This is a genomic window from Kribbella antibiotica (assembly GCF_004349055.1).
Lineage (GTDB): Bacteria > Actinomycetota > Actinomycetes > Propionibacteriales > Kribbellaceae > Kribbella > Kribbella antibiotica.
The window spans coordinates 1-13,055 of the sequence record NZ_SMKX01000209.1 but is presented as its reverse complement, the minus strand read 5'-3'; the positions used below and the strand labels follow the sequence as shown (position 1 = coordinate 13,055).

10 protein-coding genes, 1 pseudogene and 1 riboswitch are annotated in these 13,055 nt (G+C 68.1%); of the genes and pseudogenes, 3 read left to right on the top strand and 8 right to left on the bottom strand.

Annotated features, from left to right (window positions below):
• Window positions 1–610: 610 nt before the first annotated feature.
• The 5 genes and pseudogenes from surE to E1263_RS38985 all read right to left on the bottom strand — a co-directional run bounded on the left by surE (window position 611) and on the right by E1263_RS38985 (window position 7,800).
• A complete protein-coding gene (surE, locus tag E1263_RS39005) occupies window positions 611–1,372 on the bottom strand; it encodes a 5'/3'-nucleotidase SurE (RefSeq protein WP_132176905.1) in 762 nt (253 codons plus the stop codon).
• A gap of 12 nt (window positions 1,373–1,384) precedes the next feature.
• Entirely contained in the window at window positions 1,385–5,092 is a 3,708-nt protein-coding gene (gene cobN / locus E1263_RS39000) for a cobaltochelatase subunit CobN (protein ID WP_202869267.1), read from the bottom strand.
• 35 nt (window positions 5,093–5,127) lie between these two features.
• Window positions 5,128–5,269, bottom strand: a riboswitch (cobalamin riboswitch).
• Entirely contained in the window at window positions 5,257–6,210 is a 954-nt protein-coding gene (locus E1263_RS38995; RefSeq protein ID WP_132176903.1) for a DUF3500 domain-containing protein, read from the bottom strand. (Overlaps the previous riboswitch by 13 nt.)
• Before the next feature lie 136 nt (window positions 6,211–6,346).
• Window positions 6,347–6,847, bottom strand: a pseudogene (locus tag E1263_RS38990) (phosphoglycerate mutase family protein); the annotation flags it as partial.
• A 26-nt stretch (window positions 6,848–6,873) separates the two neighbouring features.
• Entirely contained in the window at window positions 6,874–7,800 is a 927-nt protein-coding gene (locus E1263_RS38985; protein WP_165956905.1) for a cobalamin biosynthesis protein, read from the bottom strand.
• Window positions 7,801–7,875: 75 nt separating this feature from the next.
• Here E1263_RS38985 and E1263_RS38980 point away from each other — a divergent pair, with 75 nt between their 5' ends.
• From E1263_RS38980 to E1263_RS38970, 3 genes are read left to right on the top strand one after another with little or no spacing between them, the layout of a single operon-like run.
• A complete protein-coding gene (locus E1263_RS38980; protein WP_132176899.1) occupies window positions 7,876–8,685 on the top strand; it encodes a serine hydrolase in 810 nt (269 codons plus the stop codon).
• Window positions 8,682–9,740 carry a dipeptide epimerase gene (locus E1263_RS38975; protein WP_132176897.1) on the top strand — a complete coding sequence of 353 codons (1,059 nt, stop codon included), beginning with the start codon at window positions 8,682–8,684 and terminating at the stop codon, window positions 9,738–9,740. The genes E1263_RS38980 and E1263_RS38975 overlap by 4 nt, the downstream gene beginning before the upstream one ends.
• Window positions 9,737–10,606, top strand: a complete 870-nt coding sequence (locus E1263_RS38970) for a C40 family peptidase (RefSeq protein WP_132176895.1) — start codon at window positions 9,737–9,739, stop codon at window positions 10,604–10,606. The genes E1263_RS38975 and E1263_RS38970 overlap by 4 nt, the downstream gene beginning before the upstream one ends.
• Before the next feature lies 1 nt (window position 10,607).
• On the opposite strand, the gene E1263_RS38965 is transcribed toward E1263_RS38970, so the two are convergent.
• From E1263_RS38965 to E1263_RS38955, 3 genes are all read right to left on the bottom strand, one after another.
• Window positions 10,608–11,663 carry a TerC family protein gene (locus E1263_RS38965; protein ID WP_132176893.1) on the bottom strand — a complete coding sequence of 352 codons (1,056 nt, stop codon included), beginning with the start codon at window positions 11,661–11,663 and terminating at the stop codon, window positions 10,608–10,610.
• Window positions 11,664–11,915: 252 nt separating this feature from the next.
• Window positions 11,916–12,653: an SDR family NAD(P)-dependent oxidoreductase gene (locus E1263_RS38960; RefSeq protein WP_132176891.1), complete on the bottom strand. Its 738-nt coding sequence runs from the start codon at window positions 12,651–12,653 to the stop codon at window positions 11,916–11,918.
• Between the two features lie 64 nt (window positions 12,654–12,717).
• The coding region (locus E1263_RS38955; RefSeq protein ID WP_337590295.1) for an MmcQ/YjbR family DNA-binding protein at window positions 12,718–13,055 on the bottom strand (338 nt) is incomplete at its 5' end.

Sequence of the window (13,055 nt, the reverse complement as noted above, 5' to 3'; positions counted from 1 at the left end):
TCAGACATGTCCGGCGGCAACAAGAACCCCTGACCACGATCAACCAGCCGATACGCATTCGCCATACCCAATAATCGAACACCCACCGGGTTACAGTCCAACACCACGCCGATTCTGCAACAGCCTCCATACGCCGAAAAGTTCACGCGTAGTGCGGGTCGGCGCGGCCAGCCGGGCCAACAGCCGGGGGCTTGAACAAGAAGCGGTGGGCTGGGACAGGCAACTACTTGTTCACGCCCACCACCCAGCCGACAGACCCCCGACGAGTGGACAGCGCCGCGACGAAAAGTGCCAACCAGCGCGGCGGCCAGGGGCGGCCGGGGCCAGCCGGGCGCGGCAGCACCCCGGACCTCGTTGCCAGCGCTTTTCACCACAGCGGCGGGTCACTTTCCAGGCCTCCCCACGACCGGCCCGCAACCATAGCGAGTACCTCAAGCAGCGGGAACGCGATCGCCGACCTCGCCACTACCTCAGCCACCCGCCGGGGCCTAGCCAAGCTCTTTATGTAACGCGGCCGCCGCGGCGACCAGCCCCAGACAACGTGCCCGGCTTGTCCGGAGCGGCGATCAACCATCCCCGACGTGGTCGCCGTACTCAGCGACGTACAGGTTCATCGGTACGACGAGAGCCGCTTCGCCAGTGCGATCGCGGCGTCGTCTTCCGGCAGCACGCGGATGCCGATCAGCGGGCTGACTGTCACGTAGCCCGCGCGCAGCAACGCTTCGTCGGAGTCGGCCGGCGGGTTGGGCTGCGGCGGTGCGACGGTGATCATCGGCTCGCCGGTTGGGGCGGTGGTTGCGACCAGGCGCTCGCGCGTGATCGGCGTCAGCGCAGCATGGCGGACGCCGGCCAACTGGTCGAGCGGCAGGTCCGGCACATTCAGGCTGAGCACTGTCCCGGCCGGCTCCGACGCGATCCACGTCAGGGCTTCGCCGGCCATCGTCGCTGCGGTTGCCCAGTGCGTCGGCGACGCGCCTTCGATGCTGATCGCGACGCCGGAGATCCCCTGGCCCGCTGCGGTCAGCGCCGCGGCCACAGTGCCCGAGTGGAAGATCGGTACGCCGATGTTGTGGCCGCGGTTGATTCCCGACAGCACCAGATCCGGGGCCGGTCCGAACGCGCCGATCGTGGCGAGCGTCACCGCAAGCGCCGGAGTCCCGGCGACCCCGCGGTAGCTGATGCCGCCCGCTTCCTCGACGACAGTCTGGATGGGGCGGTTGACCGTCGCCGTCCGAGCGGAGCCGACACCACTCTGGTCATCGAGCGGTGCGACGACGACCACCTCGTGCCCGAGCTCGGCGATCGCCGGAGCGAGTGCGCGAATCCCGGGTGCCTGGAAGCCGTCGTCGTTGGTGATCAGAATCCGCGCCATGCGTCCACCCAATCAGCCGCGGTCCTCGATGTCACCCTCCGTCTCAAGGACTGCGTTCCGCAACGTCTCCAGCGCTTCGGCCGACGGCTCTGCCCAGAGGCCACGCTGGGCGGCTTCGAGCAGCCGCTCGGCGATCCCGTGCCGCGCCCAGGGGTTGGACTTGCGGAAGAACTCGGCCATCTCCGGGTCGGCGACGTACTCGGTGGTGAGCGTCTCGTACATCCAGTCGTCGACCACGCCCGCGGTCGCGTCGTACCCGAAGAGGTAGTCGACGGTCGCCGCCATCTCGAACGCACCCTTGTAGCCGTGCCGCCGCATCGCGGCCATCCACCGCGGGTTCACCACGCGCGCCCGGAAGACCCGCTTGGTCTCCTCCTCCAGCGTGCGGGTGCGAACCTGCGCCGGTACGGCGGAGTCGCCCACATAGGCCTTCGGGTTGGAACCGGTCAGGTGCCGGACCATCGCGATCATGCCGCCGTGGTACTGGAAGTAGTCGTCGGAATCCATGATGTCGTGCTCACGCGTGTCCGCGTTCTTCGCCGCGACCTGGATCCGCGCGTAGGCACGTTCCATCGACCCGCGCGCCTCGGCGCCGTCGAGTCCCTTGCCATAGGCGTACCCACCCCAGACCGCATACACCTCAGCCAATTCGGCGTCGGTGCGCCAGTTCCGCGCATCCACGAGGGGAAGCAGGCCGGCGCCGTACGAGCCGGGCTTGGAGCCGAAGACGCGCGCCGTGGCCGACCGTACGTCGTTGCCCGCGGCAACGTCTGCGTCGACATGGGCCCGTAGGTAGTTGTCGGCGGCATCTTCGTCCAGCGCCGCGACCGTCCGGACCGCTTCGTCGAGCAGCTGCACGACGTGCGGGAACGCGTCCCGGAAGAAGCCGGAGATCCGGATCGTCACGTCGATGCGGGGCCGCCCCAGCTCCTCCAAGCCAACAACCTCGAACCCGGTGACGCGGCGCGAGGCTTCGTCCCAAACCGGGCGGCAGCCGAGCAGCCACAACACCTCGGCCAGGTCATCGCCCTGGGTCCGCATCGCCGACGTACCCCAGACCGTGAGGCCGACCGAGCGCGGCCATTCGCCGGTCTCGGTCTTGTGCCGGGCCAGCAGCGAGTCGGCCAGCGCGACGCCGACGTCCCACGCGTTCCGGCTCGGGATCGCCTTCGGGTCGACGGCGTAGAAGTTCCGGCCGGTCGGCAGCACGTTCACCAGACCGCGGGTCGGCGAACCTGACGGGCCTGCCTCGACGAAGCGACCGTCCAGCGCACGCAACACGTTGGTGAGCTCGTCATCGGTGCGGTTGAGGCGCGGCACGACCTCGGTGGCCGCAAAGGTCAGCGACGACTCGACCCCGACCGACGGGCGGCCGATGACCTCGCTGACGAGGACCGGCACCTTCGCCGCGTCCCAGTTCAAAGTCTCCATCGCGACGACGAGCTTGCGCGCGACCGCCTCCAGGATGTCGACGCCGTCGGCGCCGCTCACCGCAGGCAGGTCGGCCAGTGTCGCCAACTCGGTCAGGTTTGCGGCCAGACCAGGGTTCGCAAGCAGCTCGGCCTCGTCGACGCCGAAGGTCTCCCCCAGCGCGGTCCGCAGGCCGGGGATCGAGTACGAACCGCCCCAGAGCTGCCGGGCCCGCAGTACGGCGAGCACCAGGTTGATCCGCGCCTCATCGGCCGGAACGCCGCCAAGGATGTGCAGCCCGTCGCGGATCTGCACGTCCTTGATCTCACACAGATAGCCGTCGAGGTGCAGCACGAACTCGTCGAACGCCTCGTCATCAGGCTTCTCGTCGGTGTGCAGATCGTGGTGCAGCTGGGCCGCCTGGATCAGCGTCCAGATCTGCGCCCGCAGCGTCGGCACCTTCTCCGGGTCGAGCGCCTGCACGGTCGCGTACTCGTCCAGCAAGTACTCGAGTTTCGCCATGTCGCCGTACGTCTCGGCCCGTGCCATCGGCGGCACCAGGTGGTCGACGACGACCGCGTGCGCGCGCCGCTTGGCCTGCGTTCCCTCGCCCGGGTCGTTGACGATGAATGGGTAGACCATCGGCAGGTTTCCGAGCACGGCGTCCGGCGCACAGTCGGCCGCCATCCCGATTCCCTTGCCAGGAAGCCATTCCAGCGTTCCGTGCTTGCCCAGGTGGACGACCGCGTGCGCGCCGAACCCACCGTCGGCCGGTGCGTTCTCAAGCCACCGGTACGCCGCCAGGTAGTGATGCGACGGCGCCATGTCGGGGTCGTGGTAGATCGCGACCGGGTTCTCGCCGAAACCACGCGGCGGCTGGATCATCAGTACGACGTTGCCGAAGCGGAGCGCAGCCAGCGCGATCGCGGGCTCGGGTCCGGAGTTGTCGACGTACAGGGAACCGGGGGCCTCACCCCAGGCCTCGATCATTGCCTCCTGCAACGTTTCCGGGGTTTTGGCGAACCAGGTCGAGTACGTCGCCAGCGGGATGGTCGCGACGGCGGACGCGAGCTGCTCGTCGGTCAGCCAGTCGACGTCGTGACCGCCGGCGGCGATCAGCCGGTGGATCAGCCCGTCAGCGCCGTCGGCTCCCTGCAACTCGGAAAGGTCGAGTCCGCCAAGGTCATAGCCGGCCGCCTCGAGCTTCCCGAGCAGCTGCACCGCCGAGGCGGGAGTGTCGAGACCGACCGCGTTCCCGATGCGCGCGTGCTTGGTCGGGTACGACGAGAGCACGAGCGCGAGCTTCTTCTCGGCGACCGGCACGTGCCGCAAGCGGGCATGCGCGACCGCGATCCCGGCCAGCCGGGTGCACCGCTCCGGGTCCGGCGCGTAGCGGGCCAGCCCGTCGGCGTCGTACGCCTTGAAGGAGAACGGGATCGTGATGATCCGGCCGTCGAACTCAGGAATCGCAACCTGCGTGGCCGCGTCGAGCGGGCTGATCGCCGCGTCGCTGGCCAGCCACTGCTCACGGGTCGAGGTGAGCGCGAGGCCCTGGATCAGCGGGATGTCGAGTGACGCGAGCGCGCCCGCATCCCAGGCGTCGTCCGCTCCCCCGGCGCTGGCGTTCGCAGCGACAGATCCGCCCGCAGCAAGCAGTGTGGTGACCAGTACGTCGCACTTGCGCAGCAGCTCGAACAGCGCGGCGTTCTCATCGCTCGTCGCGTCGAGTCCGCGCAGGGTCCCGCAGTAGATGGCCAGCGGTTGCGCACCGGCTGCCTCAACCGCAGCCGCGAGCGTGTCGACGAACGCGGTGTTCCCCGCGATCTCGTGCGCCCGGTAGTAGACGATCCCGACCACCGGCCGGTCGTCATCAGTGAAGGTCCCCCGCACCCCGTACGACGGCAGTGCAGCAGGCGGGTCGAATTCGTCGCCGGTGAGCAGGATGGTGTCGCTCAGGAAGCCGGCCAGGTTCCGCAGGTTGTCCGCGCCACCCTCACGCAGGTACGCCAGCGCCTCGGTCACCGCACCGGCCGGCACTGTCGACAGCGACATCAGCTCCGCGTCAGGGGCCGCCTCACCGCTGACCACCACTGCAGGCTTCCCAGACGCGATGACCGCGTCCAGTCCGTCCTCCCAAGCCCGCTTCCCGCCCAGCAGCCGCACCACCACGATCTGGGCGGCCTCCAGCAGCGGAGCGAGCTCAGACAGCTCCAGGCGGGCCGGGTTGGCGACCTTCCAGCCGGACCCCGCCTCCGCCGCAGCCAGTAGATCGGTGTCGGCAGTAGACAACAGCAACAGGTTCGAGGGCACGCTGAACCGGTCCTTCCTCGGGGTATCCACGCCCCGGCCGGAGGTGCGACAGCAGCAGTTCCTGACTTCCCACAGCAGTGGTTGCCGGTGGGTCACAGTGGCGGGACCGCCCCGGACTCACACCGGGTTCCTGCACAGCCGTCGCTTAACGCCTGAACCCTATCTCAGCGGTGCTGGGCGTAGTGGGCGGCGAGGAGGTCGGTACCCCAGTCGGAGCGGTGGGAGCGCCAGACGGAGTGGATGTGGTTGGCGTTGTCCTGGGTGTTGTCGTACTCGGCCAGGAAGGTCGGGGCGGCCAGGGAGTAGTAGTGGCGGTGGCCGATGCCGGGGGTGGTCTCGCCGGTCCAGGCGAAGGTGAGGTTCTCGATTCCCTGCTCGGTCAGGTCCTGCCAGGTGAGGAGGCCGATGGGGCCGGCTGCGCGGCCGACGTACTGGCCGACCAGGAGGCTGAGGAGCTGGCGCTGCTCGGCGGTCATGTCGCCGTACGCGAGTCCTCGGTGCAGGAGCGCTGGGTCAGCGACCGGGTCGTGGCGGGTGAGGATGTCGTCGGGCGCATCGGGTGAGACGACGGCTACTGCTCGCTGGCTGTCGTCGAGCGCGTGCAGTAGCTGGAAGCCCAGGTCGTGCTCGGCGGCGAGGAAGCGGCGGCCATCGGGAGCCGTGGCCGGGTTGGAGCCGATGAACGACGGAGTGAAGGAGATCGCTGCACCGACCACTGTGACGTGGATCGCCAGGTGATGGCCGTTCAGCCGCCAAGCCCAGGGCTCGAAGCTGGTGGGATCACCCAGGATGCGCAGGAAGTAGCCCGGTGTGGCCGCGGAGTCCTGCCAGTACGGCGTCTCAGGCACCGGGTGCCCGCGCAGGATCACCTCCGCTTCCAGTACGGCGAGTGAATCGGTCAGCCCGCGTTCGCTGAGCCCCAGCGCGATCAGGTTCAGCGCCAGTTGCTGCTGGTCCGGATCCAGCCCCGACAACGGCAGTCCTGGCCGGAGGCCGGGCAGGTAGGTCCACTCCTGGTGGTCCGGTGTGTCGAACGGCGCCTCGATCAGGCTCCGCTGCGCCGGTCGCAGGCTCTGCAGCAGATCGATGGCCGCATGCCTGGTCTGCTCTACAACCATGCTGCTTTTCCCTCTCCGTGGGCACATAATCCGTCGTCCAGCGCTCGAACGGCCGGTCCAGCTTGTACCGGTAGTCCGGCTGCCGCAGCAGCACGCGTGTTTCGGCGTTCGCCGGGTTCCGCAGCGTCTCGAAGTACTTCACCGACCAGTGGAACCACCGCATGCAGAACAGCCGCATGGTCAGCCCGTGCGACACCAGCAGTACATTGCGCGGCGCATCGGCCTGCTCGAAGTCCCGGTGCATCGTCTCCAGGAAGCTGGACACCCGGTCGTACACATCCGACCCCGACTCACCATGCGTGAACCGGTAGAAGAAGTGCCCGTACGCGTCGCGCAGCTTCTTCTGCCGCTCGATGTCCTCGGTGTCCTGGAAGTTCGCCCAGTCCTGCTCGCGCAGCCGCGGCTCCTCCCGGGCAATCCCGATCAGGTCGTCCAGACCGAGCCCTTTGAGCGTCTGCAGCGTCCGCAGGTACGGCGACACGTAGACCCGGATCGGCTCGTTGTCGAACACCTCCCGCAACTGCTCCCCGGCCTGCGCCGCCTGCTCCCACCCGTGCGCGGTGAGCGCGACAGAGTGGTCCGGAACCCGCTCGTAGATCGACTTGTCCAGGTTCGCCTCGGACTCGCCGTGCCGCATCAACGCGATCCGCACCGGCCGTCGACTCAGCCCCATAACCGTCCTCTCGCCACTGCCAGGATCGCGGCCGCACCAGCCGCGGCCACCCCGACTCGCCGCGCCAGGACGGCAGTACGTCGTACGTCGGCGACTGTCGGCGTCGGCCCGTCCCCCAGCGTGCCACGGTCTTCGGTATAGGACCCGTAGTTGTTCGTCCCGCCCAGTGACAGCCCCAGCGCGCCAGCGAACGCCGCCTCGACCGGACCGGCGTTGGGGCTCGGGTGCTGCGGCGCATCCCGCTTCCACACCCGCCGTGCCTCTGCGGGTCGTCCTGCGACCACCCCAGTCAGTACGGCGCACGCCCGCGCAGGCAGGAGGTTCACCAGATCGTCCAGCCGCGCCGACGCCCAGCCGAAGTTCGCGTACTTCGGCGACCGGTACCCGACCATCGCATCCAGCGTGTTGATCGCCCGGTACGCCAGCAGCCCCGGTACACCGAGCACTCCGCCCCACAGCAGTGGTGCCACGCACGCATCCGAGGTGTTCTCGGCAATCGACTCCACCGTCGCCCGGGCGAGCTCATCAGCTTCTAGGTACGTCGCATCGCGCGCGCAGAGGTGGCTGAGCCGGTCCCGAGCCGCTGGGATGTCCTGAGTCTCCAGGAACCCGGCCATGGTCTCCGCCTCGCGCTCCAGACTCCGAGCACCCAGCACGGTCCAAGTGGCAGCCGCCGTCACCAGCGTGTGCACAACCGGCCGTCCGCGCGTCAGCCGCTCCGCCGCAACCCCGACGAGTACCGTCGATCCGACCAGTGCGGTCGTGTACGCCGTACCGGCCGCCCGCGAGTCGGCGTACAGGCGTGACTCCAGCCGGGACGCGGTTTGCCCGAACCCAGCGACCGGATGGAAACGCCGCGGATCGCCGAGGACACGGTCGGCGACGAACCCGAGCAAGAGCCCGAAAGGTGTGGACACCCGGAGAAGTTTGCCAGGTAATAAATATTCAGGGCCGAGTGCGACCCCGGAAAGAAATATGCGAGGCTGGGCGCTATGAGTCTGCGTGGTCAAGGTGTGGCGGAGCTGCTCCGGGCGGTCGACGGGAGCGGCGAGTTCGGGGTCTGGCTGGGGCGACCAGATGGCACGCCGGTGTTCGAGCACAACGCGGAGCGGACGCATTACTCCGCGAGCACGATGAAGCTGCCGGTGGCGATGGCGATGCTGCGCAAGGTCGCGGCAGGCGAACTCTCACTCGACCAGCCGATCGCCGTCCACAATGATTTCGCGTCGCAGGCCGGTGGGCGGTTCGGCGTGAACGCGGCCGAGGACGAGGCGCCGGAGACCTGGACCAAGCTGGGCACGAAGGTTCCGCTCGGCTGGCTCGCGACCGAGATGATCACGCTGTCCAGCAACCTGGCCACGAACCTGGTCCTGGAACAGGTCGGCATCGACGCGGCGCAGGCGGTGCTGGCCGAGTACGGCGACGGCGCCAGCGCGATCCGCCGTGGCATCGACGACCGCGCAGCGCAGGCCGCCGGGATCAGCAACGAGATGAGCCCGGCCGGGCTGGCCGGCGTACTCGTTGCCGTGGACAACCAGTATCTGCGCGATCTGCTCGCCGGCAACCAATGGAACGGCGAGCTCCCCGCATTGCTCCCGCCCGGCACCCGCGTCGAGCACAAGAACGGCTGGGACCGCCGCATTCGGCACGACGGCGGCATCGTCCGGCCGCCGGATGCGGACCCGTTCGTCCTCGTCGTCTGTACGACGTCCGAGCTGCCGGATGCGCGCGCGCAGCAGCTGATCGCGGAGATCGCGCTGGAAGCGTGGAACCACCGGCACGACCTGGGAGCAATCCGATGAAACTGACCACCCATCTGATCTCCGCGCCGCTGCACACGCCGTTCATCACCGCGCTGCGCACCGCGACGCACGCGGACTCGCTCCTGGTCGAGCTCAGCCACGACTCGCTGAGCGGCTGGGGCGAGGCGCCGCAGGTCTGGAAGGTGACCGGCGAGTCGCTCGCGGGCGCCCAGGCTTGTGTCGAGGGACCGATCGCTGCTGCGCTGAACGGCCTCGGCCCGGATGATCTGACCGAGGCCCTGCGCCGCGTCCAAAACGCTGCCGCGGGCAACTTCGGCGCGAAGGCCGCGGTCGACGTTGCGCTGCACGACCTCGCTGCACGACGACTCGGCATCAGCCTGCAGGCTTTCCTCGGTTCAACAGTCGACACCGTGCCGACCGACGTGACGCTCTCGGTCGGCGATGCCGACGCACTCGCGACCGCCGCGAAGGCACGGATCGCGGACGGATTCGACGTACTGAAGGTGAAGGTCGGCACCGATGCGGTCGGCGACGTGGAGCGGGTCCGGCGAGTGCGGGACGCGATCGGGCCGGGGCCGCGGCTGCGGCTCGACGCGAACCAGGGGTGGTCGCGCCGCGACGCGGTGACCGCGATCCGCGCGCTTGAGGACTGCGACCTCGAGCTGGTCGAGCAGCCGGTCGTGGCCGGGGACATCGAGGGGATGGCCTGGGTGACCGACCGGGTGAACACCCCGATCCTCGCCGACGAGTCCGTGTACGGCGTCCGCGACCTGGTCGCGGTGATCCGGCACGGCGCTGCCGACCTGATCAACGTGAAGCTCGCCAAATGCGGCGGCCTCGCGCCGGCCCGGACTCTGCTGGAGCTCGCCCGCGAACACGGCATCGGTACGGCGGTCGGTTCGATGATGGAGAGTCACGTCGGAATCGGTGCCGCGGCCGCCCTTGTCGCGGCGTACCCGACCTCGGTGGTCAACGATCTCGACGCGGCGTGGTGGCTGCGTGACGCACCGGTGATCGGCGGAATCCGGTACGAAGGCTCGCTGATCCACCTTTCGTTTGAGCCTGGCCTCGGCGTGACAGGCTTGTCAGCATGAAGCTTCTCGCCGCCAAGGTTCCGATCACCACGGTGTGGACCGGACCGGACGCACCCCGTGACGTCGACGCACCCGCCACCGCCGCGCAGCCCGATATCGCCGCCTGGGCGAAGTCGATGGACACGGAGAGCCGCCTCGGTCTGCACGGCCGGACACTGACCCAGTTGCTGTTCGCCGAGCCCGTCATCGTCCGCACCGAGCGCGATGGCTGGTCGGAGATCCTCGCACCGTGGCAGCCGTCGTCAGGCGATGCCCTCGGGTACCCGGGCTGGGTGCCGTCGAGCCATCTGGGTGAGCTGCCGAGCAGTGCGGCAGATCCGGTCGCTGTGACCGTGCCTACCGCTCCCCTGCTCGCAGAGCCGGTGGCTGGTGCCCCGCTGATGACAGTGTCGTTCGCCACGGTGCTGGCGTCGGTGGAGCAGGCCGACGGGTACACGCGGGTTGCCACTCCGGATGGTGGGTCAGGCTGGCTGGCGAACGACGTACTGAGGTCTGTGGCGGAGCCGTCCACTCCGGAGGACCGGCTGCGACTGGGGGCGCAGTTCCTCGGGCTGGAATACCTGTGGGGCGGCACATCGGCGTACGGGCTGGACTGCTCCGGGCTGACGCATTCAGTGAGCCGGGTGCTCGGCCTGCGGATCCCGCGCGATGCGCACGACCAGGCGGACACGCTGGAGAACGTCCCGATCGACGAGGCTCAGCCAGGCGACCTCTACTTCTTCGCCCGGCCGGATGCGAAGGTCCACCACGTCGGCTTCGTCTCCCCGGTCGGGATGCTGCACGCCTCCGAGACCGGGAAGCGGCTCGAAGACGCGCCGCTTCCCCCAGAGCGCCGTACGACGTTGGTCGCGGCGGCGCGCTTCTGACTCAGGCCTTCTTGGCGTCCGACGACTCGGCGGCCGGCTCGTCCTGAACGTCCTGCACGTCCTCGACCTCGGCGGCCGGCTCAGCCGCGGACGAGATCCGGGACTTGCGCAAACTCAGGACCGTGGTGATCCCCAGCGTCACGATGATGAAGCCGAGCGAGAACCAGATCGGGATCTCGGGCGCCCACTCGATGTGGTGACCACCATTGATGAACGGCAACTCGTTGACGTGCATCGCGTGCAGCACCAGCTTCACACCGATGAACGCGAGCACGACCGACAGGCCGATCGACAGGTAGACCAGACGCCTCAGCAGGTCACCGAGCAGGAAGTACAGCTGGCGCAGACCCATCAGGGCGAAGACGTTCGCGGTGAAGACCAGGAACGGCTCCTGCGTGAGACCGTAGATCGCCGGGATCGAGTCGAGCGCGAACAGCAGGTCCGTCGTACCGAGCGCGATGATGACGATCGCCATCGGGGTGACGAGACGCTTGCCGTTCTTGACGACCGTCAACTTGACGCCGTTGTACTCGTCGGTCGCGTTCAGCCGCTTCTTCGCGAACCGGATGACCGCGTTCTCCTTGTAGTCGTCATCGTCGTTCTCCCCCTGCTTGGCCAGGTGGATCGCGGTGTAGACCAGGAACGCGCCGAACAGGTAGAAGATCCAGGAGAACTCGTTGATCGCCGCTGCGCCGACGGCGATGAAGACGCCGCGGAAGACCAGCGCCAGGATGATGCCGATCAGCAAGGCTGTCTGCTGGTACTTCCTCGGCACCGCGAACCTGGACATGATGATCAGGAAGATGAAGAGGTTGTCGACGCTCAGGCTGTACTCGGTGAGCCAGCCGGCGAAGAACTCCCCGGCGTACTGCCCGCCGGAGAAGACCCAGACACCGAGCCCGAAGACCACCGCCAGACCGACGTAGAACGCGATCGCGGTGGCCGACTCGCGGGTCGTGGGCTCATGCGGGCGGCGGCCGATGATGAAGACGTCGAAGGCCAGCAATGCGAGCAGAACACCGACCGTGATGTACCAGACGTAGTCAGCGACGTGCATGGGTAACCTCCGGAGCGCAGACGAAACAGGACTCCGAAGGTCTCTTCCGCCGACCACGTGGCCGACCGGTGGCACCGGGCCTGAGCGTGAACTCACGACCGTGATGACGATGCCAGCGCGAAGGAATACTCCCCTTCTTCGCCCCTAGTCTGACGGGTCGCCGTCCCAGACTCCAAATCCAGGACGCCATGTCCGCCTGTCGAAATCATCACAGACCGGTTTGGGAATAGTCACGGACCGTGTCCGAACGCCTCAGGGAACGCTGTATCCGCCGTCGGCGACGATCACCGCGCCGGTGACGAAACTGGAGCGCGGAGAGGCGAGGAACAGAACCACCTCGGCGATCTCCTCCGGCGTACCGACTCTCCCCAGCGGCGCGGGCGCACTACTCGCCTGCAGAAACTCCTCCGGCACCATCGCCAGCAGCGCCTCGGTGCGAACCCCACCGGCACACACCGCGTTCACCCGCACACCCGACGGCCCGAACTCCACCGCCCATGACCGCGTCATCGACTCCAGCGCCGCCTTCGTCCCGCTGTAAGCAGCCGCCACCGGCATCCCGATCCGCGCGCCGATCGACGAGGTGTTGACGATGACGCCACCCCCGTTGGCCGCCATCCGCGGCGCGATCGCGGCGGTCAAGAAGTAGGCGCTCCGCAGGTTCACGTCATAGATACGCTGATATTCGTCGGGGGTCAGTGCAGCGGTCGGGACCATCGGGTAATAGCCGGCGTTGTTGGCCAGGATGTCCACCTCACCAACCACCTCCGCCAACCGCTCAACCTCAGCCATCTCCGCCAAGTCAGCCTGCACGAACGTCGCCACTCCCCCGGCGCCCGTAATCAGCTCAACCGTCTCCTTCCCCTGCTCAGCTCTTCGGCCAGTGACAATCACCTCTGCCCCAGCCTTCGCGAAACTCTGCGCAATAGCCCGCCCGATCCCGGACGTAGCCCCCGTCACGAGCGCTTTCTTCCCCACCAGCTCAGTCATCCCCCGAGGCTAAATTCACCATGTTCACCACGCCCCGACTCGCCGACCCCCCTCGGCAAACTGCTCAGGTCGCGGTCGGGCGACGGCTCCTCGGCAGCTTGGCCACCACGGTCTCGTACGACGCATCGATCAGCTCAAACACCTCGTCATCCGGCACCGCTCCCCCGAACCGCACCGTGTTCCACCCCGACCGCCCGATATACGGCATCTTCGACACGTCATCGGGATAGGTATCAACCAGCTCATCGGCCTCCTCGCGCGTCGCCCCACACTTCAGCCCGACACTGTCCGCCCCGAGAAACGCAAAGATCTTCTCCGCAACCTTCGCCACGACGTCCCCATCCCAAGGCTCGTCCTGCCAGGCCCCCGCCTTCCCCAAGCAGTACCCCAGCACGTCATCGC